The organism is Ureibacillus galli, assembly GCF_014836845.1.
Lineage (GTDB): Bacteria > Bacillota > Bacilli > Bacillales_A > Planococcaceae > Ureibacillus > Ureibacillus galli.
Map to the genome: position 1 here is coordinate 106,764 of NZ_JACSQA010000004.1, position 26,460 is coordinate 133,223.

32 protein-coding genes and 2 riboswitches are annotated in these 26,460 nt (G+C 33.1%); of the genes, 26 read left to right on the forward strand and 6 right to left on the reverse strand.

Annotation, left to right across the window (positions count from 1 at the left end):
- Window positions 1-33: 33 nt before the first annotated feature.
- Window positions 34-411 carry a hypothetical protein gene (locus H9636_RS05015; RefSeq protein ID WP_191706529.1) on the reverse strand — a complete coding sequence of 126 codons (378 nt, stop codon included), beginning with the start codon at window positions 409-411 and terminating at the stop codon, window positions 34-36.
- A gap of 335 nt (window positions 412-746) precedes the next feature.
- Window positions 747-886: riboswitch (cyclic di-AMP (ydaO/yuaA leader) on the reverse strand.
- A gap of 159 nt (window positions 887-1,045) precedes the next feature.
- Window positions 1,046-1,176: riboswitch (cyclic di-AMP (ydaO/yuaA leader) on the forward strand.
- Window positions 1,177-1,317: 141 nt separating this feature from the next.
- On the opposite strand from H9636_RS05015, the gene H9636_RS05020 reads away from it, so the two are divergent.
- The 5 genes from H9636_RS05020 (at window position 1,318) to spoIIP (ending at window position 4,476) form a co-directional block, all read left to right on the forward strand.
- Window positions 1,318-1,710: a DUF2294 domain-containing protein gene (locus H9636_RS05020; RefSeq protein WP_191706530.1), complete on the forward strand. Its 393-nt coding sequence runs from the start codon at window positions 1,318-1,320 to the stop codon at window positions 1,708-1,710.
- Window positions 1,711-1,938: 228 nt separating this feature from the next.
- A complete protein-coding gene (locus H9636_RS05025; protein WP_191706531.1) occupies window positions 1,939-2,628 on the forward strand; it encodes a Dph6-related ATP pyrophosphatase in 690 nt (229 codons plus the stop codon).
- Between the two features lie 64 nt (window positions 2,629-2,692).
- A complete protein-coding gene (locus H9636_RS05030) occupies window positions 2,693-2,833 on the forward strand; it encodes a hypothetical protein (RefSeq protein ID WP_191706532.1) in 141 nt (46 codons plus the stop codon).
- Window positions 2,834-3,053: 220 nt separating this feature from the next.
- Window positions 3,054-3,593, forward strand: a complete 540-nt coding sequence (locus H9636_RS05035) for an RNA polymerase sigma factor (protein WP_191706533.1) — start codon at window positions 3,054-3,056, stop codon at window positions 3,591-3,593.
- Window positions 3,583-4,476 (forward strand): stage II sporulation protein P, encoded by an 894-nt coding sequence (gene spoIIP, locus H9636_RS05040; protein WP_191706534.1) that lies wholly within the window; start codon window positions 3,583-3,585, stop codon window positions 4,474-4,476. Before H9636_RS05035 ends, spoIIP begins: the two co-directional genes overlap by 11 nt.
- A 638-nt stretch (window positions 4,477-5,114) precedes the next feature.
- Here spoIIP and H9636_RS05045 read toward each other — a convergent pair.
- Window positions 5,115-5,600, reverse strand: a complete 486-nt coding sequence (locus H9636_RS05045; protein ID WP_191706535.1) for an NUDIX hydrolase — start codon at window positions 5,598-5,600, stop codon at window positions 5,115-5,117.
- A gap of 755 nt (window positions 5,601-6,355) precedes the next feature.
- On the opposite strand from H9636_RS05045, the gene H9636_RS05050 reads away from it, so the two are divergent.
- Genes H9636_RS05050 through H9636_RS05060 form a run of 3 tightly spaced genes read left to right on the forward strand, consistent with a single transcriptional unit; the run spans window position 6,356 to window position 8,103 of the window.
- The gene (locus H9636_RS05050; protein ID WP_191706536.1) at window positions 6,356-6,820 is read left to right on the forward strand and encodes a hypothetical protein; all 465 of its coding nucleotides are present in this window, start codon (window positions 6,356-6,358) and stop codon (window positions 6,818-6,820) included.
- 31 nt (window positions 6,821-6,851) lie between these two features.
- Window positions 6,852-7,637, forward strand: a complete 786-nt coding sequence (locus H9636_RS05055) for a hypothetical protein (protein WP_191706537.1) — start codon at window positions 6,852-6,854, stop codon at window positions 7,635-7,637.
- A gap of 4 nt (window positions 7,638-7,641) precedes the next feature.
- Window positions 7,642-8,103 (forward strand): hypothetical protein, encoded by a 462-nt coding sequence (locus H9636_RS05060; RefSeq protein WP_191706538.1) that lies wholly within the window; start codon window positions 7,642-7,644, stop codon window positions 8,101-8,103.
- 81 nt (window positions 8,104-8,184) lie between these two features.
- On the opposite strand, the gene H9636_RS05065 is transcribed toward H9636_RS05060, so the two are convergent.
- Window positions 8,185-8,946, reverse strand: coding sequence for an MBL fold metallo-hydrolase (locus H9636_RS05065; protein WP_191706539.1), 762 nt, complete (start codon window positions 8,944-8,946; stop codon window positions 8,185-8,187).
- Between the two features lie 128 nt (window positions 8,947-9,074).
- Between H9636_RS05065 and H9636_RS05070 the strand changes: the two genes are divergently transcribed.
- The 3 genes from H9636_RS05070 to H9636_RS05080 all read left to right on the forward strand — a co-directional run bounded on the left by H9636_RS05070 (window position 9,075) and on the right by H9636_RS05080 (window position 10,268).
- Entirely contained in the window at window positions 9,075-9,485 is a 411-nt protein-coding gene (locus H9636_RS05070; RefSeq protein WP_191706540.1) for an Lrp/AsnC family transcriptional regulator, read from the forward strand.
- A gap of 108 nt (window positions 9,486-9,593) precedes the next feature.
- Window positions 9,594-9,785 (forward strand): hypothetical protein, encoded by a 192-nt coding sequence (locus H9636_RS05075; RefSeq protein WP_191706541.1) that lies wholly within the window; start codon window positions 9,594-9,596, stop codon window positions 9,783-9,785.
- A gap of 12 nt (window positions 9,786-9,797) precedes the next feature.
- Window positions 9,798-10,268, forward strand: a complete 471-nt coding sequence (locus H9636_RS05080) for a DinB family protein (protein ID WP_191706542.1) — start codon at window positions 9,798-9,800, stop codon at window positions 10,266-10,268.
- A gap of 23 nt (window positions 10,269-10,291) precedes the next feature.
- Here H9636_RS05080 and H9636_RS05085 read toward each other — a convergent pair whose 3' ends face one another.
- A complete protein-coding gene (locus H9636_RS05085; RefSeq protein ID WP_191706543.1) occupies window positions 10,292-11,344 on the reverse strand; it encodes an alkene reductase in 1,053 nt (350 codons plus the stop codon).
- A gap of 157 nt (window positions 11,345-11,501) precedes the next feature.
- On the opposite strand from H9636_RS05085, the gene H9636_RS05090 reads away from it, so the two are divergent.
- The 3 genes from H9636_RS05090 to H9636_RS05100 all read left to right on the forward strand — a co-directional run bounded on the left by H9636_RS05090 (window position 11,502) and on the right by H9636_RS05100 (window position 12,808).
- A complete protein-coding gene (locus H9636_RS05090; RefSeq protein WP_191706544.1) occupies window positions 11,502-11,942 on the forward strand; it encodes an Lrp/AsnC family transcriptional regulator in 441 nt (146 codons plus the stop codon).
- A 150-nt stretch (window positions 11,943-12,092) separates the two neighbouring features.
- Entirely contained in the window at window positions 12,093-12,323 is a 231-nt protein-coding gene (locus H9636_RS05095; RefSeq protein ID WP_191706545.1) for a DUF3953 domain-containing protein, read from the forward strand.
- Between the two features lie 86 nt (window positions 12,324-12,409).
- Window positions 12,410-12,808, forward strand: a complete 399-nt coding sequence (locus H9636_RS05100; RefSeq protein ID WP_191706546.1) for a hypothetical protein — start codon at window positions 12,410-12,412, stop codon at window positions 12,806-12,808.
- 107 nt (window positions 12,809-12,915) lie between these two features.
- Here H9636_RS05100 and H9636_RS05105 read toward each other — a convergent pair whose 3' ends face one another.
- On the reverse strand, window positions 12,916-13,446 hold the full coding sequence (locus H9636_RS05105; RefSeq protein ID WP_191706547.1) for a hypothetical protein: 531 nt from the start codon (window positions 13,444-13,446) through the stop codon (window positions 12,916-12,918).
- A 160-nt stretch (window positions 13,447-13,606) separates the two neighbouring features.
- Between H9636_RS05105 and H9636_RS05110 the strand changes: the two genes are divergently transcribed.
- The 7 genes from H9636_RS05110 (at window position 13,607) to H9636_RS05140 (ending at window position 18,511) form a co-directional block, all read left to right on the forward strand.
- On the forward strand, window positions 13,607-14,128 hold the full coding sequence (locus H9636_RS05110) for a GNAT family N-acetyltransferase (protein WP_191706548.1): 522 nt from the start codon (window positions 13,607-13,609) through the stop codon (window positions 14,126-14,128).
- 213 nt (window positions 14,129-14,341) lie between these two features.
- Window positions 14,342-14,779, forward strand: coding sequence for an ORF6N domain-containing protein (locus tag H9636_RS05115; RefSeq protein ID WP_191706549.1), 438 nt, complete (start codon window positions 14,342-14,344; stop codon window positions 14,777-14,779).
- Window positions 14,780-14,835: 56 nt separating this feature from the next.
- Window positions 14,836-15,255, forward strand: coding sequence for an ORF6N domain-containing protein (locus tag H9636_RS05120; protein ID WP_191706550.1), 420 nt, complete (start codon window positions 14,836-14,838; stop codon window positions 15,253-15,255).
- Window positions 15,255-16,037, forward strand: a complete 783-nt coding sequence (locus tag H9636_RS19355; protein ID WP_191706551.1) for a conserved phage C-terminal domain-containing protein — start codon at window positions 15,255-15,257, stop codon at window positions 16,035-16,037. Before H9636_RS05120 ends, H9636_RS19355 begins: the two co-directional genes overlap by 1 nt.
- A gap of 44 nt (window positions 16,038-16,081) precedes the next feature.
- Window positions 16,082-17,383, forward strand: coding sequence for a replicative DNA helicase (locus H9636_RS05130; RefSeq protein ID WP_191706552.1), 1,302 nt, complete (start codon window positions 16,082-16,084; stop codon window positions 17,381-17,383).
- Window positions 17,384-17,389: 6 nt separating this feature from the next.
- Window positions 17,390-17,854 (forward strand): hypothetical protein, encoded by a 465-nt coding sequence (locus tag H9636_RS05135; RefSeq protein ID WP_191706553.1) that lies wholly within the window; start codon window positions 17,390-17,392, stop codon window positions 17,852-17,854.
- A gap of 426 nt (window positions 17,855-18,280) precedes the next feature.
- Entirely contained in the window at window positions 18,281-18,511 is a 231-nt protein-coding gene (locus H9636_RS05140) for a hypothetical protein (RefSeq protein ID WP_191706554.1), read from the forward strand.
- Window positions 18,512-18,795: 284 nt separating this feature from the next.
- Here the strand turns inward: H9636_RS05140 and H9636_RS05145 are convergent, their stop codons facing one another.
- Complete coding sequence (locus H9636_RS05145) at window positions 18,796-19,626, reverse strand: nuclease-related domain-containing protein (RefSeq protein WP_191706555.1); 831 nt, start codon at window positions 19,624-19,626, stop codon at window positions 18,796-18,798.
- A gap of 346 nt (window positions 19,627-19,972) precedes the next feature.
- Here H9636_RS05145 and H9636_RS05150 point away from each other — a divergent pair, with 346 nt between their 5' ends.
- From H9636_RS05150 to H9636_RS05170, 5 genes are all read left to right on the forward strand, one after another.
- The gene (locus H9636_RS05150; protein WP_191706556.1) at window positions 19,973-21,883 is read left to right on the forward strand and encodes a hypothetical protein; all 1,911 of its coding nucleotides are present in this window, start codon (window positions 19,973-19,975) and stop codon (window positions 21,881-21,883) included.
- A 1-nt stretch (window position 21,884) separates the two neighbouring features.
- A complete protein-coding gene (locus tag H9636_RS05155; protein ID WP_191706557.1) occupies window positions 21,885-22,736 on the forward strand; it encodes a hypothetical protein in 852 nt (283 codons plus the stop codon).
- On the forward strand, window positions 22,726-23,493 hold the full coding sequence (locus H9636_RS05160; protein ID WP_191706558.1) for a hypothetical protein: 768 nt from the start codon (window positions 22,726-22,728) through the stop codon (window positions 23,491-23,493). The genes H9636_RS05155 and H9636_RS05160 overlap by 11 nt, the downstream gene beginning before the upstream one ends.
- A 75-nt stretch (window positions 23,494-23,568) precedes the next feature.
- On the forward strand, window positions 23,569-25,236 hold the full coding sequence (locus H9636_RS05165; RefSeq protein WP_225230081.1) for a DUF262 domain-containing protein: 1,668 nt from the start codon (window positions 23,569-23,571) through the stop codon (window positions 25,234-25,236).
- Between the two features lie 439 nt (window positions 25,237-25,675).
- The gene (locus H9636_RS05170; RefSeq protein ID WP_191706560.1) at window positions 25,676-26,422 is read left to right on the forward strand and encodes a PmeII family type II restriction endonuclease; all 747 of its coding nucleotides are present in this window, start codon (window positions 25,676-25,678) and stop codon (window positions 26,420-26,422) included.
- The last annotated feature ends 38 nt before the right edge of the window (window positions 26,423-26,460 follow it).

Sequence of the window (26,460 nt, forward strand, 5' to 3'; positions counted from 1 at the left end):
TGGATTGAATTTTAAAGCGATGAATATCGTTTTTTAAGTAATGTGATGTAACCAACTATAGGCGGCATCACCTTGACTTGTTGTCACGACAATTTTGGCTCCCAACATTTTATAAATGGGTATATACCGACTTTGATGGGTGACGGCAACGATCACTTTTGTTCCCATTTCAGAAAAGAATAAAGTTAAATTAAAACCCTCATTTTCAGAACGAGGAATGATATAGACGTTTTCGTAATCGATTAATTTATCAACTAAATTGATAAAGTCCATTTTGCTAGAATCACTTTTTTGAATATGGCTTAATAGGGATTGCTCATAGGACATTACTTCTACAGGAGACTCGGAATCGGTTAGTGACACGATTGCATCGTAAAACGCTTCGCTACATACAATTAAATTGTTTGTCATGTGTATCCCTTCTTTAAATGATCTTGAAAAGCTTTTGCAAAATAAAAAGACCAATAACACTCTTTCTCCGGCATGTAGCAGCACAAAACAATCAAGCTCAAAAGTGAATAAAATTCACGATTATCCCTTTGAATGATTTGTAAGTTGCTCATGTAATGGAGAAAAAGCATCATTGGTCTACTTAACACCTAGCAAGCAATCAGCCGTCTCTGTGTTCTGTCTTCCATGGTACTTTTTCAATTAATAGGCATAATAAAAAGACCTACGTACAATCAAGCTGCCTTTTTGCTGTTAAATCCAACAAAAAAAGCCCCCTGAAATAAGGCGGTCTTTATGACCTCCTTCGCTTTAGCCGACGAAGTTAGCTGACGGGTAGGATGGCGAAAGAGTTTCTCATCCCTTCTACTAACTGTAGAATTAACCCCAAAAGATTGGTTCCTCCGTTCCTGGTACCAGGATTAGGCCGATAATTAATTTATGAAAGAAATATACTTCTAGATTGATAATCTGTAAATAGTCGAAAAGTGCTATTTATTACATAAAACGATGTTTATAATGAGGATGGAAAGTACATGTTTTATCCAATAAATGTTCTTTACAACCATTTTTTCTAATAGTATTATAAAGTCAATTTTAACCTCATTCGCTGAATTCAAATTTTGAATCGGGGGAACCAATGTTTAGGGGTGAATCCTCATAAGAGGTAGGGTGACTCTAACCATCCAAACCCGACAGCTAACCTCGTAAGCGTTGTTTGGAGAGAGCAGGTGAAGAGATGATGATATTGGAAGTTTTCTTTTGATAGATTTGGGAAATCAAGATAGTAGTTGTTGCTTAGAAAAAGAATGATCGGGATATATTAAGCTCAACTAGAAAAGGAAAGTCAATTTATCAATTGGAGGCAGTATGTTAAGTTCAAAAAAGAAACTAGAAGCTGAAATTAGTGAGGCATTTATTAAATTTCAGCGGGAATTGATCGGAAAAGGCCCACAAGAGGCTAAAACCTATATTATAAAAGACATGCTCATTACTCGATTCAAAGGTGTTCTGACGGTGGAAGAGAAGCACCTTGTTCGTAACGATACGGGTAAAAAACTCGTTAAGCAAATGAGAACGTTACTTCGTGAACTTTATAGTGCAGAGCACGAAAGAATTGTAGAAGAAAGTACAGGATGTAAAGTTCTTTCCTCCCATTCTGACATAAGTACGAATACAGGAGAAAGAATCGAAGTATTTATTTTGGAGAAAGACTTAGAACAAATTTTAACTAGTCAATCTGAAAAAGAATTAAGAAAATAAAACCTCTAAAAAACAACTCATATCTATGAAAAAAACTCGTTCATTATAACGGGTTTTTTTCAATAGCTCACTTTCTGATAGACAGATTTGATAGAGAATCGCCTTAAAATGAGCCTCCTTTAATTATTTTTTTCGATTAAGATATTAGCCTATTTGTTTAAGTAAATCGTGATAAAATTTAACGTATAGAGCGATGCAGTTTATGAAAATAAAGGGGGTAAGAGATGAATGGAAGAATTAAAGGATTGGAAAAAGAGTGTTCACGGTCATCAATTTATAGCATCTTATAGTGGAGGGAAGGATAGTACGTTAGCTTTATTTAAAGCAATGAAAGCGGGGAAAGCAATTGGACTGATTGTCATGATGGAGGAGGAGGGAAAACGTTCCAGATCCCATGGAATGCCTCCAGAAATCATCCGTGCACAAGCGAGTTCTATCGGTTTACCTATTTACGCAGCTGCTGCAAGTTGGGCAGATTATGAAAAAGTCTTTATAAGCCTTTTAGAAAAGGCGAAAAAACAAGGAGCAGAAGTGTTAGTAACGGGAGATATTGATATACCTGAACATGGCTGTTGGCATGAAAAGGTTACGAATGAAGTTGGCTTAAAGCTTAGGATGCCGTTATGGGAAATGGACCATCGTGCAGTTGTCGAAGAATTCATCGATTTAGGATTTGTAACGGTTATTGTAACGGTTAATTTATCACTTGGCATGCGAGAGGACGATTTAGGGCGAACATTTACGCATGAATATGTGAAAGAGCTTGAAGCTCGTGGTATTGACCCTTGCGGAGAAGGTGGAGAATTCCATACTACAGTAATGGATGGACCTATTTTTAAACATCCGATTTCTGTTCGTTATTGCGATATCGTAAAGGACGGAGATTATGCATTTTTACCTTTGGAGCTAGATCAGTAACAAAATAAAGGTGTAAAGCTTTTGGTAGTTAGCCGCAACTATTGAAGTGTTTGGGGGATTGAGGATGAAAGGGAGAAAAAGAAATAAAGCAAAGAAAGAACGTTTTTACAGTGATATTCAATTCGAACTCCTATTTGAAGTAGTTTGGAACATTGTAATGTTTTTACCAAGAATGGTGGCTCGTCTTATTTCGAATATATGGTGAAGGGAAATTTAACAAGGTGGGTGCGTTTATCCGAGTAAAGGATAAGCGCTTTTTTTATTGGAGTACTTGCAGGGTTGAGAAGAATATATATTTAAGATAGGAAAAACTGAAGGTTAGCTAGAAGGGTACATAAATAAATTAAAACTTTAAACGAAATAATTGTAACTTTTTAATGGGCTTAAACGAATAATACGTGAATTCATAATAAGGGGGGAAAAGATTGGTCGATTTAAAAAACTTAGAGTCTTCTATTGTTATTATTTACAACGATCATTATTTAGACGTGTTTAGATTCCTTGTCTATTTTTCAGGTAATCAAAATGATGCCGAGGACTTAACACAAGAAGTGTTTATTCGTGTTTTAAAAAACTTACCCCATTTTAAAAACGGAAACAATTTAAAAACTTGGATTTTTTCCATAGCAAAACATGTAGCAGTGGATCATTACAGGAAAAAGAAATTTATTTCGGTTTTTAAAGAAGGATTTTTCTCACAGTTGGAATCAAAGGAGAAGAGACCTGATGAAGAATTTGAAATTACTGAAATGGAACAATTAATTCATGAGGCGATTTCGAAACTGAAACCTAATTATCGAGCAGTTGTAATACTTCGTGGTATTCATGAATTCTCCATAAAGGAGACTTCCGAAATTCTGCATTGTAGTGAATCCAAAGTGAAAGTAGATTATCATCGAGCCTTGAGAGAGCTAAAGCGGAAACTACATTTTGATGCAAGGGAGGTTTTGACAAATGCAAAATGACAAAGAATTATTGGATATGATTAAAGAAAGTTACCCGCAGCATCCAAGTAAAGACTTTATTTTTTTAACTGAAGCCAAACTTAGACAAAAGGCGAGAAGAATGAATCGAAATGGAAAGGTAAAAAGGTTATCCGCCGTAACAAGTAGTATTTTATTTTTCACACTATCTTTCTCATGGTTCTTTTTATTTAACGGAAAAGAGGTAATGACAAATATCCTCACGAATACTGGGGGTGAAGCGTTGTCAACGGCAATTGATGAAAAGGATCCGTTAGTATACATTTATCACACACATAATACCGAGACCTATAACGTAAAGGAACCTAAAAGTGCTGCAGATACTTATAGCGAAACGAAGAATGTTACATTAGTTGGAAAAGAGTTAAGTAAAGCATTGAAGGAAAATAATATTAGTAATATACACGATGATACCGATGTTTTAGGAATATTAGAAGACCAAAATTTATCCTTTTCCAACGCTTATAACGTTTCAAGGCTAAAGTTGCAAGAAACATTAAATGAATATAAAAGCATAAAAATGGTTTTGGACATACACAGAGATTCCCAAAAAAGATCCTATACAACGGTAAACATTGACGGAAAGGATTACGCAAAGATTTCTTTTTTTGTATCAAAAATTAATGATAATTATGAAGCGAACAAAGCATTTGCCGAACGTCTCCATGAAAAGCTAGAAAAATTATATCCCGGTTTATCTAAAGGCGTATTTGAAAAAGGGGAGAATCCTCGGAACACATACAACCAAGATCTTCATGATCATTCTTTATCGTTAAACATAGGGGGGCATGAAAATACATTTGAAGAGGCTTATAGAACTGCAGATGCGTTGGCTGAAGTGATTGAAGAAATAATGAACGAGTAATGAGAAAATAATCTTCGGTGGTTTTCTTGGTAGAAAGGAAACCATCTATTTTTATGTCTATCCCATTACGAAATAGACCTATTTACTATTTTGGGAGAAATAAATTTAAGAATAATCAGATTTTTGACTAAGTATTATAATAGAAAGAATGGTATAATAAGGTTAGCGATTTAATAGGGTTTTGTGGGCGGTCAGCACTCGTTTTTCCTCTACTCTTTGAGGAGAGGGGGTGTTGCTATGACGATGACTGAAACATAATCTACATCATTTCCGAAAGAGTAATCGATTAGGAGGTGATATAGATTGATGAGTATAGAAGCGTTGTCTCTTACGATTGATGTGGCTGTTCTTGTAGTGATGATTCTTACATTGTCCTACACGTTCACACAAAAAAAGTAAACCGCCCGCCTACCAAGCATACGGTTTACTCTTTACTGTGTTGCTGATTGCCCTTGAAGCAATCTGTTAAATTGCTAGGACTACTTGATGGCACACATCGAGTAGTCTTTTTTAATGTACTCTTAATTTAATTAGATTATAACATGGGAAATTTAATTTGGAAAATAAAAGCATAATTCTTTATACATAATTTTCAAAAAATATATGGTTCAATGGCAACGGAAAGAAGAAGGGAATTCCTATGTAAGCGCACAGTTCAAAATTTCTTGATAAAGAATGTTCCATTCGTGATGATATGAGGAAATGTCTTGAGGCCTCACGAATATACGCCTCGAAGATTCAAATCGCCCTTCGAAAGGGTGCAATTTTGTAATATTCATTTTGTAAAATAGTTGAAAACCAATTTTAGGGTATGAGCTGTCCTCGTTCCAAAGAGGATTCTCGTGATGGTCAACAATGATGTGTCCTAACAATTGACATTCGCCTTCTGCATAACCTTCTTCCAGTACTTCTCGTTTAAGGCAAAGGGCAGGTGTTTCACCAGGCTCGATATGTCCTCCAGGAAAATCCCATCCTCTTTTGTTTAAATGAACCAATAATAATTTCCCATCTTGAAAACAAAAACCGTGGACACTTGTGATTAGATTTTTTTGCGGAAGTACGTCACTTTTCTTCCATGTTAATTTAACCGTTGATTCTCCCCAATGGACATAAGTAGTTGTCATGTTTCCCCTCCAAATTGATATGGGATAATGGTTTGGTTTAATCTAGAAAATCAGTTTTGCATATGTATCATGAGCGCGGATAAAAAAATGATCTTGTTCAAACTAATGCTTTGCTTGCTTTTGTATTCGATAGGTTGAATAGATGGAAAAACCCATTAAAAGACCTGATATTATAGGAATCCCTGTTTTTAATTCCACATGCGCAGAAAAACTATAAACCATTAAATAAACCCCTATACCAAACAAAATAATGAAATTCAAAACGAGAAAGCCATTAGTTTTCATAATAATCACTCTTTTTCCCATTTATTAATAATTTAACCTATTCTCATCTTAAGTAATTTCTTTTATTTTTTCATCTATTAGGCATTAACTTTTCAATTGGATTCTAAATGGTATTATCTTCAACCACCTTTTCCTATAAAATACATATGTACATAGTGCATATCCTTAAAGAGCAAAAAGACCAAACAGTTACAGTTAGGGAATATAAGCAGAACGTGCAAAAAACAATGTCCCTAGAGGAATTTTTACATGAAATATTAAAAGAAATAGATGAAAAATCTCTACCAATGAATATGCGTTAAAAATAGTAAACCTAATGATCAAATTAAGAACGCTTTAAACCCTCTTTCATTTTTTGAAAGAGGGTTATTGCATTTAAATGAAGATGTTTAGTGCTTGAAAGAAAGGTGCGGAATACTTAATAAAGTTTTAGTAAAGAATAGTGTCTAAAGAGGTGATTCTATTTAGTTATGATCGGACTTATTATTGCGGTTATCCTACTTAACACAGTTGCTTTTATGACTGTTAAACGACTAACTAAAAATCAAATCGTACATATGTGGATGTTTACCGTCGTGTTTCAATTATTTGTCGACCTCTATTTAGGTTCTAGATATAATGCTTACTGGTATTTTGACAGTAGTGAAATTGAATGGTCAGATTTACCGGTACGAACATTTTTGACTCCGCCTGTTATTCTGTTGTTTTTGAATCGTTTCCCGTTTCACGCTTCTTTTTTTAAGCGTTTCCTTTATCTCATCTTATGGTCCATCGGGTGTACAATTTATGAAGCACTTGCCTTGCTTCCGGAACCTTGGGGCTACTTTCATTATGGCTGGTGGAAATTAGCTTATTCAGCACCTTGTTACCCGATTCTCCTTGTTGTTGTGTTGGCATTTTATAAATGGATATGTAGATTAGAGAAAGCAATATAAGCAATACATTTTTTTAAGGGGGTGTAGTAGTATGAGGAATTTTACTAATGATAATACAGTCAGACGTTATAAAGCCCATGTAAGTTTAGTTGGAACAACCCAACTTCATTTACGAAACCCTTATATTATTGCTTGGTGGTCAGCTGCCTTTCCTGGTTTTGGCCATCTCCTATTATCGAAATATTTAAGAGGTTATGCCCTTATTTTATGGGAACTTCTTGTGAACAATATGGCTCATTTAAATTACGGAATCATTTATACGTTTACCGGAAACTTTAAAATGGCGAAGGAAGTGTTAGAACCAAGGTGGCTCCTTTTGTATCTCCCAGTTTATATTTTCGGTATTTGGGACAGTTATCGGACTGCTGTGGATATGAACAAAGTTTTCATATTAGCGGAAAGGGAAAATGCTAATTTTAATTCTTACGTTATTGGAGCTGTAGAAGTGAATTATTTAGATAAAAGAAGACCGACCATGGCAGTATTTTGGTCTTTTTTAACACCAGGATTAGGTCAATTGTATATTCACCGAGTTATTACAGCCATTTTTATGGTGTCTTCTATGATTGTTTTTGTCTACTTTTCTAATGTTCTTGTCGCAGTTCAGTTCCTATTCATGGGTGAGATTAGCAAAGCGACTGAAGTCCTGAACCCACAATGGTTTTTATTTATTCCGTCACAGATTGGCTTTGGCGTTTATGATGCTTACATCAATACAGTGGAAAACAATAAATTATATGATAGCGAACAACGAACATTTTTGAGAAAGAACTACAACCAATATCGAATAAAAATACCAACATCTGATGAGGTGTAATCCATTGCAAATAATTTCTACCTTTGAGCATTCAACATATCTTGAGTTAGCGATTACCGCAATAGAACAATTAGGGGTACAAAAAAGTGATATTCTCGCTGTCCCGCTTGTGAACCGAGCCCAGGAGAGAAGATTATTTGATTCACTTCATCGGGCTGACGGTATAAGTTTGTTTGATAAGGGAGCTGCCATTGGAACGGCGTTTGCGGTTATTGGAGCAAGTATCGGCTTTCAATTAGAGTGGGGTCCGATTTATTGGGGGTTGATCGGTGGAGCGGTTGGGTTTGTGATTGGTTTTTTGATTGATTACTTTATTAATAAAGTTATCCATAGAAGACAAAGAGTGTTAAAGGGAAAGCATTCAGAGGTCGTTTTAGTTATCAACTGTTCCAATGAACTTGCGGAAAAAGTAGAACAGTTACTTTGGGAGCACCTTGCATTAGGGGTAGCAAAATTAGAGGATTAACGAAAGGGGGTATAAAGTTGAATAAAAGTATATAAGAAAGTGCACGAACCCTTCATCGAGTTGTGCACTTTTTTATTACCTTTAAAATGAGTAAGATTCACCGTCGTATGGCACTAAAACATTGGATGAGAGACCTTTTTCTTCAATGTAATGTTTTAATTCTTCCCGAGACAATGTCCAATGATTGACGGCTTCCATATGAACCGAAATGATTTTTGCTTCAGGAGCAGCCTTATACACTTCATAAATGTCATCTTTCCCCATAACGAGGGAACCGCCTTGTAGAAATTGATTATCTCCAGCGTTGACGACAATAATGGCCGGTTTGTGGGTTTCGATTACTTCGTGAACTCCTTCATACCACACTGTATCTCCTGCAACATATAACGTTTTTTCCGTTGCATGTTTGAAGACAACGCCACACACTTGGCCTGCAAGTTTTAAAATTTCTCCTCTTCCATGCTCGCCTTTTGTTTTTATTAATTGGATATTTTCAAAGGCTGTATCCTTTTGTAAAACCTCGACATTATGGAAATCGGCGTTCCGAATTTCTGTAGCATCCTCTTCATTTTGAGCGAAAATTTTCATATCCTTTGGCAAAGCTTCTTTAGCAACATCATCCCAATGGTCTAAATGCAAATGGGTAACAATAACCGCATCGATATTTTGAACGATCTTGTCAATGGAAGTGGGCAACTCAACGATCGGATTATTTTGATCTTGTCTTGGTGAATTAGGGAAAGGAGGATAAGTTCCTTTTTGCGCTAACATTGGGTCGATTAAAAACCTTTTCCCTCCATATTCAACAACAATCGTTGCATTTCGAATTTGATGTATCTTCATATTCATTCACTCCTTTTTTGAGATATTCGTTGATTCATGTATATTCTATATTAAGACCTATTTGTGGATACATAGAATAAATAAAGTCTTTTGCTTGTTTGACTTTATTAATGAAAGGAGTTTGTGAAATGTTAGATCATACGGACATGCTGATTTTAGATGAACTATCCAAAAACAGCCGGCTCACTATGAAAGAGTTAGGGGAGAAAGTGCATTTAACGGGGCCCGCTGTTTCGACAAGGGTGGCGAAACTAGAGGATAGTGGCGTCATTGAAGGGTATACCGTTAAAGTGAATCAAGTAAAATTAGGATGTCCCATTCATGCTTTTATTACAATCTTTACGCAAAGCACCTATCACCAGCCTTATTTGGCGTTTATTAAAACCGAAGAACAACACATCATCCATAATTATAAAATTAGTGGGGAAGGCTGTTACCTTCTTGAATGTCGATTTCCTTCCAACGAAGTGTTGAATCATTTTTTGACCGCGTTAAACGAACATGCGAACTATAAATTATCCATTGTGATTGATAAATAACGAAAACAGAAGGGGGCATGATTTCGAAAAGGGATTATACCCCCTTCCTTTGGGGAAGGAAAGTTGGATGTACAGCGAGAACTAGTATAGGGAAAGGGGGATGTAGCGATGGGACGTTATATTAGTATGTTTTTTCTAACGGTATTTACAGGGTTACTACTCATGTTTTTAATTCCGTTGGTATTCGGTAATTTAGTCGAAGGTGATGTAGTTCTATGTATTCTATTCATTATTTTTGGTTCCTTTATCATCACCCAAATTTTTTACATAATCGAATTAATGAAGAAGGGCAGGAAATAAGGGGGACTCATAATGAGGGAAGAACAATTATTTGAACAAATGAAATTGTGGCGTAAATGGACTGTTGATTTTCTTCGGACAATACCTGAAGAGATAGCGGACCAAATTCCAAATGGCCATCATAATAATATCCGCTGGAATGCCGGTCATATTTTAGTAGGGTGGGATAATACAATGTTTCCCGCAGTTCACCTGGAAAGACAAATGCCTCTATCTTATCATTTGATGTTTCCGAGCGGGAGTAAACCTGATAATTGGACAGAGCAACCTCCGTCAATGGAAGTACTAATAAAACAGTTGGAACAACAAGTACATGCGATTGAACAAGCTTGTAAAGGACACCTAGACGAACGACTAAAAGAATCCTTTTTAGGTATGAAAACATTAGGGGACATGGTCGTTTTCCATATGAACCATGAAAGTTTGCACATGGGGATTGTTAAAAGTATGAAGCAGATGCTAATAAGCGTTGAACAAACGTAGCCCAACGCTCGGTTAAAGTCTTATTAATTCAAGTATTTTAAATCAATTGCTGATTCATAGGGTTTTAGAGGACGTCCTTCTTTTATTTTTTGAACGAAATCCGGATTTGCAAGTAGAGGACGTCCAAAGGCAGCAAGGTCAATAGTACCTTCCGCAATCGCTTTAGATGCAGTGTCTGGATTTAAATTTCCGACCCCAATGATCATACCATCCCAATATTTTCTCACGAGTTGATGAAAAGTCATATCATTCGCCATTTTTTCGGTAAAGTCATTTGTGGAAGGGTGTATAATTTGGAGCCCTACTTCGTGAAATACTTGAATAAAAGCCTTTATATTCTCTTCAGGCTTAGCCCATCTATAACCTGGGATATCATCTTTTATTTCGGAAAATCGTATAATGGTTTTATCTTTACCAACTTCATTAATAACCGCCATTAATACTTCCTTCATAAAGGTTAAGCGATTTTGTAAATTGCTCCCGTACTCATCCGTCCGTTTATTCGTCACTTCAGAATTAAATTGATCAATTAAGTAACCATGGGCTCCATGGATTTCAACTCCGTCAAAACCGGCCTTAATGGCGTTTCGAGCAGCTGAAGCATAGTCTTGAATAACTTCCTTGATATCCATTAAAGTCATTTCTTCAGGAATGTCATATGGTTTCCGCAATCGATGAACAAGTCCATCAGCCTTTATAGGAGAGGGTGCTTGTGGTGGCAATCCTCCAGTCAGTTCTCGATGTGTCAACCTTCCTACGTGCCAAAGTTGGGCAACAATCGTCCCACCTTCTTCATGAACAGCTTCCGTTACTTTCCGCCATGCCTCTACTTGGCTGTTCGTATATAGCCCAGGAACACCAAAAGTACCTTTGCCTCTAGGAGAAGGATTAATGCCTTCTGTAATAATTAGCCCAATCCCGTCTTTTGCTCTTTTCCGGTAGTAGTGGACAATATCTTCACCAACAGTACCTGTTTCGTTATTAGCAAAGCTCCGTGTCATTGGTGCCATTACAATTTTTGTTTTCAAGTGCCAGTTACCAATCTGAGTTGAACTTAATAATTCATTGATCCCCATGTTGTCCTAACTCCTTTATAAAAGTATTAACTTCTAGGGTTATTTTATATAATGAAAAGAAGGAGTTATATAGGAAAATCCAGTTTATAAAGTGCTATTAGTTTTAAATTAATTTTATTTTAAGTAATTTACTTAAAAAATAAAGGTGGTCGTTATTGTGGATGAATTGGATAAAGAAATCCTTTTGATTTTACAGGAGAAAGGTCGAATTTCCATGACTGAACTTGGAAAAGAAGTAGCTCTCTCTCAGCCTGCAGTTACAGAGCGAGTGCGCAGAATGGAGGGAAAGGGAATTATTGATCATTATCGGGCGATTGTAAGAGCAGAAAAAATAAACAAACCGATATCAGCCTTCCTGTTATTCCATACGAAAAGCTGTGAAAACTTTGTAGAATTCTGCAATCAATCAAAGGATGTAGTGGAATTACATAGAATTAGTGGCCAATATAACTTTTTAGTAAAAGTAGTGACGGAAACCCTTCAATCCCTTGAAGCTGCCATAAACGAGATGGGGATTTACGGAGATTCAACAACATTAATCGTACTGTCTTCACCAATCGAAAATGATAAATTAATTCCAATAATTAAGAACAAATAATAAACTGATTTTGTATCCGCTATTTATGTTAAGTAGTAAAATTTAGTTAACGTAGTTGATCTACTAAATCAAGTACAGGTCCGATGTCTTTTTAACTTCAAAACTGCTTATAGAATTATAGGTTTATCTTTCGAAATAGGGGGTGATCTATTGAAAATTATTAAAGTAATATTGTTTATATCAGTTATAGCGATTTCATTATACGGTTTAACTACAGACGACTTTTCATATAGTCCTTTATCGGCCCTATTACTTGGGTGTGCTTTTTTAATTATCGGAATAGAAGAAATGGAGAAAAAAGGTAAAAAGAGTTGGGGTTATTATTTCATCACATTTTCGGTGTTATTTATAGTAATCGCTCTTGTCACGTACATTATATGATTAAAAGATAAGAGTCACAGATAGGTGTGAACTAAGTAATTGCTCAACTAGTGGTAATTCCTATTTCAGTGAGGAAGGGATTTGTGATGAAATTTCAACAAACGGATTTCACGGAAGAACTAATGGAAAAGATCAAAAATACGGAATTGGCATTAAAAGGATACACCGAGAGTCTGTTAAAAGAGTATAAACCTACTTTTGCTAAAAAAGGTTTCGTTTTTGATGCGGGATTCCATCAAGAGGGCAACGACCCATTTATGCCTGGATACAGTTCCTCGGTTTCAATTGCAATCGCCGAGAAAAATAAAGAACTTATTGACATACATACTATCAAAATATGGGAATGTGAACGTACTTTTCTAGGAATGCCCATTTCAAAAAAAATTCCCGGAAGTAACATTATCGGTGAATTACTTGATGAACCATTAGAAGAGGTAAAGGAAGAATTGAAGGGATATATACTTGATGAATTTTTAAATGATTAGAGTGCGTTTGCACAACAACTATAAAAATTCTTGGGAATGTAGAAAAAGGATAGAAAGGACATTATTATTCTCTCCATCTATCCTTTTTAATCTATTTCATAAATATTTCAGAAAACCAAGTATTCAAGAAAACGATTCTTAAGATGGATAATACTATCTACTATATACAAACCAAATGCATATAGTATAAAACCTATTATAAGAATTACTAACGATTTAAAAGAGCTTTTCCAGCCCCCGATATTTTTCCGGCGTAAAATGTAGTCCGTTATAAAAAATAAAACAGAGGCTAATAAACTAGCCCAAAGTAAAATTAAACCGAAAAGTAAGTGGAAAGCGAACGATATATAAATTTCGAATTTTTTGTTTGTATAGTTTGAAAGAAAACGTGCTATGTAATCACTTATAGTAGAAGTAATCGCGCCATAGATGAAAATCATCGGAAAGCTGAATGCCATATATACTGGAGTGGCTTGCAAAAACCAAAACAAATATTCCCCAACAGTATCCAATTCATCATTAACCAAATGAATGATTGTGAAAATCAATCCTAATAGCACGCCGAATAAGGAACTTGAAATAATTGCAGCTATCGTTTTTCTAGACAATATAAAACTAATTTCATGTTTTAAACTCATATCTCTCTCCCCTTAGAGCCAATTCTTAACCGAGCTGATAAAAAGTCCTTTTCCATATTGTAACAGTTTGAATTGTTGTATGAAAATGCTCCATTTTAGAGGTGATTTCTCCCCTTATATCGAAACAAGTATTATCGGAAATTAATTTGGGGGATATGAAATGTACATAACAACAGAGAGACTAATTATACGTAAGTTTGAAGTCGAGGATTGGCAAGATGTCTACGAATATATTTCGGATCATAATGTGATGAAATATATTCCTGAAGGTGTCTTTACAGAAGAAGAAACAAAAGAGTTCATTCAACAAAACATAGGGGAAAAAGCTGAGAAATTTGCGGTTGTATTAAGAAATGAGAATGTGGTTATTGGACACATCGCATTTTTTAAATATTTTGGGGAGCATACATATGAAATTGGGTGGGTGTTTAATCCGAAGTATTACAATAAAGGGTATGCCTCAGAAGCAGCCCAAGCCGTTTTAAATTTTGGATTTGAAAAAATGAAGTTGCATCGAATTATTGCAACGTGTCAGCCAGAAAATATTCCATCCTATCGAATCATGGAGAAGATAGGAATGAGAAGGGAAGGCTATTTTAAAAAATGCATTCCATCAGGAAATGAATGGTGGGACGAATATTATTACGCGATATTAGGCGAAGAATGGGAAAGTAATAAGTAGTCTATATGAGAAAAAGAGTTGACGATCATATATGGGTCGTTAACTCTTTTTTATTGTGTTTTATATCTTAACGCAAGTTGCCAAAAGCTCCGGTTGTTAGGTTTTTTTATTCGCAAAAAAATTTTTTAAGACAATTTGTCTCCTTTTAAGGTTGATGACGGTATTTATATAAGTGAAGACAATTTTACCTCAAGCCAAAGGAGAGAATTAAAAATGACAATGAATCTGGAATATCACAAAGAACCCGTTTTTTTAACAAAAGAAGTGGCCGAGATGTACAAAACCACTCCAAGGCATATTGAGAATAACTTCTTGCAACATGAAGAGCGATTTGAAGAGGGAGAACATTATTATTTAATTGAAAATGAAGAATTCAACATTTTCAAAACGGTGTATCCAAAAGCTGTAAACGAATGGGAAAATCACGTTTATTTATGGACGGAAGAGGGATTGCTTAAACATGCCCAATTAATGAAAGGTATTCAAGCATGGGAAGTGTTTAACTACTATATTTCCTATTATTTTAAAAATTCGAAGGAAGTAAAAGATGCCCTCAGCACTATTCAAAAAGCAGCTGATCAAATATTAAAAGAACGATTCCTTTATTGTTTAGCGAAGGAATTGTATAGCTATGACGTTCCATTTGAGTAAATCGAGATTCATATAAATAAAAACAATTTCACTCAAGCTAAAGGAGAGAAGAAATCATGATGATGAATATTCGATATCACGAACAACCCGTCTTACTAACAAAGGAAGTAGCAAAATTATATAGCGTTCTTCCAAAGGAAATAGGGAGAAATTTTCTGAAACACCTTGAGCGATTTGAAGAAGGGGAACATTTCTATTTACTAGAAGATGAGGAGCTGGAGATGTTTAAAAAAGAATATCCTAAAGCGGTGAGTAAACAAGAGGATTATGTGTTTTTATGGACGGATAAAGGGCTCTATGAACATGCACGATTATTAAATGGAAAAAATGTATGGAGAGCTTATTGTGAATATATCTATCACAATTTTGAATATTGGGAGAAAGTACAACGGATTATTCGTATTGTTCAAAACGCAGCAAGTTTTATAGAAACCCATCCATTTAGCAATGAATTAATGAGGGGGTGTAATAGGTAGTGAAGCTACTTTTAAATGAGTCACCACTTCTCGTATTACCGACTCTCGCAGTTAAACTTGGCCTGAATGAAGCCATTGTATTGCAACAACTGCACTTTCGGTTGTTGCAATCCCCTTTAAAATATGACGGATTTACTTGGTACCATCATACGTATACGAAATGGCGGGAGCAATTTCCTTTTTGGTCCGAAAAGACGATTAGTAGAGCATTTTTGAGTCTTGAAAGAAAGGGGATAATCGTTTCATCTCAGGCTTACAATGCCATGAAAGTTAATAAAACAAAATGGTATCGCATTGACTATGATGTCCTTTCCCGTATTTTAGAAAGACAAATTGACCTTCCCACTGAGACAGATTGTGAGGAACAAACGGAACAATTTGAGTTTAACGAAGAAAGCAAAATGGCTGATTCAGTTAAAAAAGAAAGAAATAAGGAGAAACAACAAAATACTAATCTCGAAATCATGACTGAAATTATCCATTATTTAAATAACAAAGCCTATAAGGAGTTTCGTATAAATAATCAAGCAACAAAAAGATTAATTAATGCTAGATTACAAGAAGGTTATACCGTTGAAGACTTTAAAAAAGTGATCGATGTGAAGGTCAGTCAATGGTTAAACAATAAAGAAATGAGGTCTTATTTGAGGCCAAGCACATTATTTAGTCCTACAAACTTTGAAAATTACTTAAATGAAGCAAGGGATATGAAGCCAAGTCCAGTTAAGCGAACGATTCAACCGATAGTACTTGATTATAATGCCGGTGAAGAAGACGAATAGGACAAGCTAAAGACGGCTTGTCCTATTAAGAAAGGGGGATCCCAATGGCATCGGAAATAAGTACAGAGCTTATGGAAAAAAGTTTACTTGGTACGATGCTAAAGGAAAATTACTTAATATTAGATGGCGATATCCAACCAGAACTATTTCAATCCCAAATTCATCGTTCCATTTATATGTCTATGCAGCAATTAGCTAGAAAGCATCAACCTGTTGACTATATTACGTTATTAACAACGGTTAATCCGGAAGAAGTAGGGGGAGCTAACTTCTTAGCCAGTTTACAAACCTATGCCGATTTAGAAAAGTTCGATGTTTATTTAGATTTATTAAAAAAAGAGTGGAGGGAAAAGGAAAAACACAATCTTTTACTGCAAGCATCGATTCACAATTGGTCCGTCGAAGAAATTCAAAAGTCCTTTGATAATCTTCAAATGGAGACAGTGACAGTCGACACAGATATAAACAATGTAATCGCTAAAATGGCAGAACGCCCATACATACCAATGAAAGAATCCCGTGTAGTTCCTACAAATTTAAAGGAATTAGAAAAATTAATTGTAGGTTTTAGACAAGGGGAACTAACGATTATTGCTGGCAGACCTTCTATGGGAAAAACAGATGTCATGAATTATTTTGCTTTAACTGCAGGTTTTACGGGTTTTCTACCGATTATCTTCTCCTTAGAAATGAGTAAAGCGATGCTGATTGACCGACTTATCGCGGCTTGTGGAAAAATTAGTCGACTGAAAATGAGGGACCCATATCAATATTTTTCTGAAAAACAACGGGAACGATGGATTTCGATCTTAACGGATTTAAGTCAAACGAATATTCAAATCGATGATCGGGCGGGCCTAACCGTAAACCAAATGCGGGCACAAGTAAGAAGACTCATTCATACCCACCCAGAAAGAAAGCCGATCATTTTTATTGATTACTTACAAATCATTCATTCAAGTAATCCAAATGGAAACCCTACAACGATTATTGGACAAATTAGTTGGGAACTTAAGCAAATGGCAAAAGAATTTGATTGTCCGGTTGTTTGTTTAGCCCAGTTGAACCGAAGTGTTGAGTCCCGCCAAAATAAACGCCCCTTTATGAGCGATTTGCGAGATTCGGGAAATATCGAACAGGATGCGGATGTGGTGATCTTGTTATATCGGGATTCCTATTATGAGCAAATGACGGAAATCTTAGGTGCAGAAACAGGGGATGAAGGGACAGGAGCACTCAATAGTGGGAATGAAAGATTAGAACTTATTGTCGCGAAAAATCGTAATGGCCCGACAGGAACGGTTTTTGTGAATTACAACAAAATGACAGGTCAAATAAAGGAGTAATGCAAGTTGTTGGAGAAGGAGAGAACGATTCAAATGTTATTTGATGAAGCCATTCAATTCGATGAACCATACACAGCCCATTACATTTATTTTGCCGTGTTGAAAGGCAAGGTGACGATGCAAGACAAAGCAGCAAAACTATTTAACCTTTCTTTCACCAAATCGGAAATGGAAGACTTCAAAGTATTGAGAGATTCCGACACCCTTAACATGCGTCCCATCAAAATATTTGCAATTCAAAATAATACAAATACGTATGCATTCTACTTTGCCAAATGCTTAGGGGACGCGCGGAAACTCCATCACCAACTGTACGGTGTATGGGAGAATAAAATAACCATCGCCTACAACCAAATGATCGACAAATCCATTTACTTTCCCCATTCAAACGAAACAAAAACTTTTCGACAGTTGTTGAAGGAGACCGTGCTGTTTCCTAGGTGGGTGTGTGAGATGGAGAGACTTTGCTAATTAATTACTAGTTTTATAAAATATGTTAAAATATTACTGTTAGAAGATATTCAAATATATTGTTATAGAAGTAAATGCGGTTTATAAAAAAGAATCGTAGATAAATGAACTATATATTTATCTACATAATATTGCCTTTATAAAAAGGGCAAATTCTTAAAATTTCTTCTAAATCTATATTCTTCAATCACAGATTTGGGAGATAATAGGGAGGAATCTGGTTTTTATTTAAAAATAAGTCTATTCTATTCGCTATGGAATTGCTTTTAGTAGATGCCTCATTTTAAAGAATAACTAATACATTGGTCATAATTGATTATATTTAGAAATAAAACTAAAACTTTATTAATCCATTGAATTTTTAGTTGTAAAATTAGATGCTCAATTTATAATAAAAGTGTCATTTCAAGAAAAAGGTGATAATCGATGAAAGAATTATATCGAACAGGTTTAATATTTTTTTCACTAGGAAGTTTAATGTTATTTTTACATAGACTTATTGCAGAAGCTGTAAGATTTGATTCAGGAATAAGTGAAACTCTACATTTTAATTTATTTTTATATATACCATCATTATTCTTTATAATAATAGGTTTAATTTTAATGGTAATATTTATCTCTATAGAAGTAAAAAAGAAAAGGCCAGGAAATAACTAAAATTTATGAGGAAATCTAAAATTCTTAATGATTTATTAATTCGATTGCTCTTTTATATTGCAAAAAATGTTAGACCATTTACAATTTTGGTCTAACATTTTTCTTTTGCCCTAGCTTCTTTATATTTTAAGATAATGTGTGACGCTAAATCATTTTTTCTTTTAATGGTTACATATTTGACTTCTTTAGTTTTGTTCACATAGGGTGACTAAAGAGTCTGAGAAATAATTGGTAAGCATACGATACAAAAAAACATTGGAATTATCCAACTTCAAATAGGATGATTATTTAATCGTTTTTTGATGATCGTAGCAATAAATTTTCCCATCAAACTTTTTATTTGATAGACAATAGGTCTTTACTTTATCTGACACGGTTTTTTGACAGACAACACATATACTTTCCTTGTCCGTTTTATCGTTCTCGTTTTTAGACGTTTTAATATTTTCAACGTGCTGTTTTCGAATCGTAGGGTCCGTAATATTAGCTTCCATTAGTTGTTGGTAGAGTAATTCAATTTCATTATCCGATAAAAACGGTTCTTTATGTTGTAACTTAAGGATGGCAATTTTACGGTTAATAAATTCCGTTAGCTCAATATCATAAACAACGAGTTCGTTTGATTGTATTTTACGGAGTTCCTCATCTAGCTTAAAGGTACATCTTTTTGTAAAAGAAACCATTGAGATGAAGTAGTCATGATAGTGGGATTCTACTAAATTTTTTATTGCCTGAATATGACCATAGTTCTGTACTAAAGGACTCATCATTTTAAACTTCCCATTAACGAGCCACGTTTTTCGATCCTTCCCACCATAAATCGTCCCTTGATAGTTTTTGGTTTCAATTACAAATAAGCCGTATGGTGTCATAATGATATGATCGATTTGGGAATAGCCAGTAGATGACTTTGAATTGATAATCATCAAGTCAATAATATGCTTATAATTCTTAGGAAACTGATCTAACTGAATATTAATTTTATACTCCCCAAGCTCTCCTTTTCTCTTTGCCCAATGTTCATTATTTTTATTTGAAACGGCTGTTTTCAAAGGGGAAGGTATCTCTTTTTGCTCTGTTTGACTTTGTTTCTTTTTGAAGAAGGAAAAAACCATGACGTTACCTCTTTTCTTAGAGTCAGTAAATTTGAATAGTAGTAGTTACATCGGAAAAAATGTATGAATATTTAATGAGGTAATGCTTTCATTTGGTTTACCTAATCTAAAAAATAGATATAAATAACGCTAATAGTACTTAATAATACTCTAATTACCATATAAACCTTGTTTTCACATAATTACTAAGCAACCTTAATTTGTTATAATATTACAATAGTTATAGTAATTTAGTCAGAGAAACATGAATTATAATTTGATAGATTTACCAATATAAGTGTATATTCAAATGTATTTTCAATTATCAAGTTTAGTAATTATTAATTAAATAGAAATGAGGTTTAGTATGAGTTCTTTGAACAGAAGGTTGTGGCAGTTTTCTCCTATACCAAATATTGAAGAGTCAAACTTTAATAAAATACTTGAAAGATTCTATGATATGAAGGTAACAGGTTTAACACGTGAAAATACACAAAATGCTTTAGATGGACGTTTGCGTGATAATAATGATCCAGTAATTTTAACAATTGAAACTGGTTCTATAAAAAAAGAAGAGGTTCCAGGGATAGACGAAGTTATTGAGCGAATTAAAAGCCTAAGAGGTCGAAACAGTTATACAAAAGAAACAATAGAACATATGCTCAATAAAATAAATCAGGATGAAGTGAGATACATTTCCTTTGAAGATTTCAATACTCGTGGTTTAACAGGAGCTAAAAATGGGCAAAGTGATTCGCCATCTGATACATGGGCTATCTATGCATATAACAAAGGGGTTCATTCTGAAGAAGAGGACACAGAAATAGAAACTTCCAGAGGGGGTTCACATGGTGTAGGGAAAATTGCATCAAATGCTGCTTCAGACATTCACGTAATGTATTTTGCTAATTGTGATGCTGAAGGAAATCAACATCTTGGAGGTACAGTTCAACTAATTGAACATACATATAAAAATCAAAGTTATCGATCTACGGGTTACTTTACGGATATAAAAGAAGTTGAAAATAACAAAACAAAGTTTTATCCATTTGAAAATAACTTTCATAAAATTTTTGAGAAGAAAACTCGTGGTTTAAAAATTATTATTCCTTATTTAAGAGAAGAGTACGATAATGAAAATGAAATTATTAAAAGTATTTGTGATAGTTTTTTCGTTTCAATCTTAAAGGGAAAATTAATAGTTATAGTAAATGGTAAAAAAATTACTGACAAAACTTTAATGGACTATGTAAAAGATTCTAAATATTATGTTCAAAATATTGCGGAAATGAAAGAAAATTTTACTCCTTTATATGTTGAAACGTATTCAAGGGAGGAGCCTAAAATACTAAATGTTTCAGATGGTATAAATGACTATCGGTTTAAACTATATTTCAACTATAATGAGGAAATTTCAAAAGGAAGAGTAGCGATAGTAAGAACTATAGGTATGAAAATTGAGGATATGAAAGTGAAAAATAACGCTTCTAAACCATTTAATGCAGTATTAATTGGAGGACCTAATGAGGACTTATATTTAAAATCGTTAGAAAACGAATCCCATACTCAATTATCATACGAACATATTAAAAATCCATTACTTCAAAAACGGGCAAGAAAATTTATTAATAACCTTTCTCGTGAAATATCTAAAATAATTGAAGAAGCAATTAAAACTAATAATCCAACAGATGGAACAATGAATACCAAAGATATCCTTTATATAATTGAAACGCAATTTAAAAAGGACTTAGCTGACGCAATGGGAACTGTAAATATCAATAAAGGTAAATCTCTAGTGAAAATGACAACAGATATACCAAAAAAGAAGAAAAAAAGCACTTCTACAAGTGACGGAAGAAAAAAAACCACTTCCACAAAAACAGTTAAGCTTGTAAAACCTAAACCAGTTCCAAGTAATGTTGAAGAAGAACCAAGTATAAAATATAGTGCGCATCCGGACATTGTTGAACGGGTTATTTTAGGTAATAACGAAATTATTAAATTTGATTTTACTCAAACTAGCGAGCTTATAAATGAAGAGTTATGTAATATTTCATTATCCATTATTGATGGGATGGGTGTGGAGTATGAAGATGATTTTAATATTAAGAAAAACTATATCAATGTGATTGATTTAGAGTCTGGTAGAAAGTGTGAAGTTAATAATAATTTAATAAAAGATGTGACTATTAAAAATGGTGTTTCAAAACTTAAACTTGAATTAAATAGTAATTATAATAAAGCACTAAAATTTATTTATTATATAGAGGTGTAACATGATCTATAAAAAGGACGCAAATTTCCCATACCCGATATTAACTAATACGTCATCTAGTTATAAAAATAGTAATTTTATATTAGATGTTCAGCTCCAAGAAAATGTTCACCACTATAGGTTTGATATAGACTATGAGATTGATTCAGAATTTATAAATCAATTGATCGAAAAGGGGAATGCGGAACTTTTTTTAATAATTCAATCTAAAGATAATAAGTTCTATAGATTAGATAATAAAATGAAGTATATCGAAGTCCCAAAAACAAGAATATCCCTAAGCAATAGATCATCAATACAATTGCATATTCAAGCAAAAGTAGATGTGGAATTTAAAAATAATAATGATTTAAACGACTTTTATAATGAATTTAAAGAAGAGATAATTGTACCGGAAAACTCTCTATTAGGTTTTTCAAATGTTGTATTATTTGAAGGAAGTAGTACAAAGCCATTAGATTTATTTGAAAAGAAGTTAAATCCCCATTTATCTTCAGATATTAAGATTGAATTAGGTAGTGAAACGATTATTATTCATTATAAAAATGAAGAATCACAATTTAATACATTACCAATGAATAACACATTAAATAATCCATATATATACATGGGTCTTCAAAAAGCTTTGCAACGGTTTATTAGTAATCAACCAGATGAAGATGACTCAGTGGATATTGAACAGATGGAACCACCTAATGATTTATTAGATTTAAAATTATATAATTTGATGAAGAAAAAAATGATTCAAGAATTAAGTATGGATACAATTGATGAAGTAATCTACGCAATTTCCGATAGAATTATAGAAAAGTATGTAGCAGCAGTAAAGGGGCTAAGTTCAAATGGAAGTTAGATTATTAAAAAAAGGTTATAAAAATGATGAGCAGTTTTATAAAGATTTTATAGATGATCAAATTAAATATAAAGATGAGTACTTTTCTGATGAGATTGTATACATTTCTGAAGCCCCTGATTTTCCGATTTATATGGGTAAGGGTAGTGAGAGTGAAAAGAAAAGTCTATTTTTAAAAGCATTTAATGTCCTTTCGGAATATTATTTGTATACAGCTCGTGATATACATTTTGAAGAAGTATTTTGGCATACGCTGCTTGTAGTACATAAACGCGATTTTTTACTTCAAGAATACCCCATAATTAAAGAATCTTTTAAAGAATTTAAAAATATTGTTGTTAAAGACTTTAATTGGGAAAATTACATTTACAAATGTGTCCTAGGTGCTCAATATGTTAATGATTTAGTTTTAGATGATTCTAAAAGAAATTATTATTATGAACTAATTTTTGATAATCTCGATATGTATAACTACATTATTAAATATGAGATTTTCCGTAATGACAAATTTTTGCTGAACATTTTAGATTTAATCGATGAATTAAATTTATCTAAAGTAATGAAAGCAAAAATTAAAGATCGTGAAGATCTTGGGAAGGATCCACGAGTAGGAAGGTTTGTTATTTTTGAGTTTAATAAAAGTTACCCTATTATTATGTCTCCAATGTTAGATAAAGATGAGTTAAAGCGGTATTTTTTAGAGTATTTAAGTTATTACTACGATATTACACAAATACAAACTTTAGTAGAAATCTAAAGTAATATAGCTAAACTATTAATAATATTTTTAATATACCTTTTATTTAGATACTTATAATGGATGGTGAATATTTTGACGATAAAAAAATTTAATTTTTATACAATAGAACAGTATTTAGTAAGTGACAAATTTTACATACCAGAATATCAACGTGAGTACTCTTGGGAAAAAGATGCGCAGGTAAAAGATTTTTGGCTTGATTTAGTTGATTTAGTCGAAAATAATCGAGAAAGCCACTTTTTTGGTCAAGTTGTAATACACGATGATATAGAAGAAAAAAAGAAGTATGTTATAGATGGACAACAAAGAAGCTCAACTTCTATTATTTTTTTGGCAGTTGTTAGACAGTTATTTGATGAGTTGTATACTCAAACGAAAAAAGAAGGAGCATTAAATAAATTTGAAGATATTCGCTTGAAAATAATGGGTAGATGGAGCGAAGAAGAAAATGAATTGAGATTCCATTTAGGGAAAATTGACAACCTCTTTTTTAGAGATTTTATTCAAAGAGGAATACCTCTAGTAGAAGAACCAACTGAAGCATCTCACATAAGAATAAAGGAAGCGTATGATTTCTTATATGAGCAACTTTCATTTGAATTGGAAAATTTAGATAATACTCAAAAATATGAAAGACTAGTGGAATTTTATAATGGTTTTAAAGATAAATTTAATGTAATGTGTGTTGAAACTGATGATATGAATGAAGCGTTTATTATTTTTGAAACTTTAAATGCAAGAGGGAAAAAGCTAGAGACCTCCGATTTACTAAAAAATCATTTATTTAGAACATCAGCGAATTTAATAGAGGAAGTTAAAAATGAATGGCTTAAAATGCAGGAAAAGGCTGAAGGTTTAGATTTAACAAAATATATTAGAACTTTTTGGAATTCTAGGCATGATTTTGTCCGAGAAAGGGATTTATATAAAAATTTAAAAGATACTATTAAAACACCAAGTGATTGTTTAAGCTTTACAAAAGATTTGGTTGAAAGTATTGAAATCTATAAAATGCTTATAGATCCAGAAAATGAAAATTACTTTAATGACAAAGATATTGAAATAATTATTTCAAACTTAAAAACGTTAAATGCAAGTACATATTATCCAATAATGCTCGCCATGAATGTTAAGTTCCAAGAAAGTGAAATTAAAAAAGTTATTACTTCAATTGAGAGTTTTATAGTCCGAAATTGTGTAATCGCGGGAAGAGTCGCAAATAGGTATGAGATGTTATTTGCTAAAATTGCTAAGAATATTTTTATAAATAATTCGAGTTATGAAGATATTATTAAATCTCTAAAAACTGAGTTGGTAACAGATGATGAGTTTGAAAATTACTTTTCTGTTGCAACAATTAAGAGTGTTCCCGTTGCAAAATTTATATTAAGAAGAATCTGTAATTATCAACAAAGAGAAATGATAGTGAATCCAAGTAATATGGAGATTCATTTAGAGCATATTATGCCTAAAAAGATTGGAGATTGGAAAGTACATGAGGATGTACATCAAAAATATTTAAATAGACTAGGTAACTTAACATTACTTGCTGATGAATATAATAAGTCTATAAAGAATAAAGTATTTGAAAAGAAGAAAGAGGTTTATAAAAACTCTAAAATTGAAATGACTAAAAAATTATGTTCATATAGAGAATGGACAATTACAACAATTGAGGAACGACAAAAAGAATTGTTTGATGTAGCAAAAGTTGTCTGGCCAGATTTAAAAACTACTTGAAAAATTAGCTAAATTAGGTATTATTAAATTGTTAGAAGATATTCAAGTAAATGATAACTTATAATTATAGACATGCTCGTGTTATAACGAGTTTGTCTATTTTTTTCATTATTTAACTTATATAAGGAGACCTTTGTTTATTTTAAGAGTAGCCCTTTTTAATTGTTGTAAATTAATATAAGACTAAAACAATGTCATTACAGCGGTGTTATCTAAAATAATAGAATATCATTTAATTAATAACGGGACTACATTATTAGGCAATGAAACTTATTACGCTAAAAGTTTTGTTATAAAACGGTAATTTTTGAAGTTTTTAAAATCTATTAGAACAAATTATAATCAATAAGTTTATTTTTCGTACCAGGTATAGCTTTTAATCAGAGGAATAGAGTGATAACATTGAACTATGTCTTATTTCATAGGGAAGGAGTCGAGTATGAGCCAATTTAAATTAAATGAGGATGAATTAAAACAGATTATTAAAAAGGCAAAAGATTTTTTTAAAGAAGAAATAGTCCCAAGCCATAAAGCCAATACTCTTAAACTTACTAGGCTAAAAGAATTTAATCTTAATCCTTTTTTGGATAAGTACAAAGCCAGTTTTTTAACAGGAAATGATGATTCTGAGAGTATTGCTAGAGCTTTAGTTTACCCAAGGGTATTGGGTACTTCTATTAATACAATTTTTGGAGACAAATTACAGAAATTTTGTAGTGAGGTATTAGAGGGATTTGCGTCCACTACATCGGGTATTGATATTGAATTTTTTGATAAAATAGATGGTAGGAAAAAATACTGTCAAATTAAGGCAGGTCCAAATACTATTAATAAGGATGATATTGAAACAATTAAAGGTCATTTTCAAGGTATAAAAAACCTTGCAAGAACTAACAAATTAAATATTAGTTTTGATGATTTAATTGTAGGGGTTTTTTATGGAACTCCGGAAAATTTAAGTAATCATTATAAAAAAATTAATGAAGAGTATCCAGTTATTATTGGTCAAGAATTTTGGTACAGACTAACAGGAGAAATAGATTTTTATCAAAAGCTAACCGATGCTATTGGGGATGTTGCCTCAGAGGTTGATGGATCAGAAATGATTGAAACTGTAATTAAAGAACTAGCTAAAGAAATTGAGGAAAGTTTAAAACCTAAAAAAGTCTTTGAACAGCTTGATTAGGTGATGTATAATAGGGTTAATGGGGGATGCATTTATAG

Excerpts from the sequence above, each read along its gene's own strand:
- H9636_RS05015 (WP_191706529.1), bottom strand. The coding sequence starts at position 411 with ATGACAAACAATTTAATTGTATGTAGCGAAGCGTTTTACGATGCAATC.
- H9636_RS05020 (WP_191706530.1), top strand. The coding sequence starts at position 1,318 with ATGTTAAGTTCAAAAAAGAAACTAGAAGCTGAAATTAGTGAGGCATTT.
- H9636_RS05025 (WP_191706531.1), top strand. The coding sequence starts at position 1,939 with ATGGAAGAATTAAAGGATTGGAAAAAGAGTGTTCACGGTCATCAATTT.
- H9636_RS05030 (WP_191706532.1), top strand. The coding sequence starts at position 2,693 with ATGAAAGGGAGAAAAAGAAATAAAGCAAAGAAAGAACGTTTTTACAGT.
- spoIIP (WP_191706534.1), top strand. The coding sequence starts at position 3,583 with ATGCAAAATGACAAAGAATTATTGGATATGATTAAAGAAAGTTACCCG.
- H9636_RS05045 (WP_191706535.1), bottom strand. The coding sequence starts at position 5,600 with ATGACAACTACTTATGTCCATTGGGGAGAATCAACGGTTAAATTAACA.
- H9636_RS05050 (WP_191706536.1), top strand. The coding sequence starts at position 6,356 with ATGATCGGACTTATTATTGCGGTTATCCTACTTAACACAGTTGCTTTT.
- H9636_RS05055 (WP_191706537.1), top strand. The coding sequence starts at position 6,852 with ATGAGGAATTTTACTAATGATAATACAGTCAGACGTTATAAAGCCCAT.
- H9636_RS05065 (WP_191706539.1), bottom strand. The coding sequence starts at position 8,946 with ATGAAGATACATCAAATTCGAAATGCAACGATTGTTGTTGAATATGGA.
- H9636_RS05070 (WP_191706540.1), top strand. The coding sequence starts at position 9,075 with ATGTTAGATCATACGGACATGCTGATTTTAGATGAACTATCCAAAAAC.
- H9636_RS05075 (WP_191706541.1), top strand. The coding sequence starts at position 9,594 with ATGGGACGTTATATTAGTATGTTTTTTCTAACGGTATTTACAGGGTTA.
- H9636_RS05080 (WP_191706542.1), top strand. The coding sequence starts at position 9,798 with ATGAGGGAAGAACAATTATTTGAACAAATGAAATTGTGGCGTAAATGG.
- H9636_RS05085 (WP_191706543.1), bottom strand. The coding sequence starts at position 11,344 with ATGGGGATCAATGAATTATTAAGTTCAACTCAGATTGGTAACTGGCAC.
- H9636_RS05100 (WP_191706546.1), top strand. The coding sequence starts at position 12,410 with ATGAAATTTCAACAAACGGATTTCACGGAAGAACTAATGGAAAAGATC.
- H9636_RS05105 (WP_191706547.1), bottom strand. The coding sequence starts at position 13,446 with ATGAGTTTAAAACATGAAATTAGTTTTATATTGTCTAGAAAAACGATA.
- H9636_RS05110 (WP_191706548.1), top strand. The coding sequence starts at position 13,607 with ATGTACATAACAACAGAGAGACTAATTATACGTAAGTTTGAAGTCGAG.
- H9636_RS05115 (WP_191706549.1), top strand. The coding sequence starts at position 14,342 with ATGACAATGAATCTGGAATATCACAAAGAACCCGTTTTTTTAACAAAA.
- H9636_RS05120 (WP_191706550.1), top strand. The coding sequence starts at position 14,836 with ATGATGATGAATATTCGATATCACGAACAACCCGTCTTACTAACAAAG.
- H9636_RS05130 (WP_191706552.1), top strand. The coding sequence starts at position 16,082 with ATGGCATCGGAAATAAGTACAGAGCTTATGGAAAAAAGTTTACTTGGT.
- H9636_RS05140 (WP_191706554.1), top strand. The coding sequence starts at position 18,281 with ATGAAAGAATTATATCGAACAGGTTTAATATTTTTTTCACTAGGAAGT.
- H9636_RS05145 (WP_191706555.1), bottom strand. The coding sequence starts at position 19,626 with ATGGTTTTTTCCTTCTTCAAAAAGAAACAAAGTCAAACAGAGCAAAAA.
- H9636_RS05150 (WP_191706556.1), top strand. The coding sequence starts at position 19,973 with ATGAGTTCTTTGAACAGAAGGTTGTGGCAGTTTTCTCCTATACCAAAT.
- H9636_RS05155 (WP_191706557.1), top strand. The coding sequence starts at position 21,885 with ATGATCTATAAAAAGGACGCAAATTTCCCATACCCGATATTAACTAAT.
- H9636_RS05160 (WP_191706558.1), top strand. The coding sequence starts at position 22,726 with ATGGAAGTTAGATTATTAAAAAAAGGTTATAAAAATGATGAGCAGTTT.
- H9636_RS05170 (WP_191706560.1), top strand. The coding sequence starts at position 25,676 with ATGAGCCAATTTAAATTAAATGAGGATGAATTAAAACAGATTATTAAA.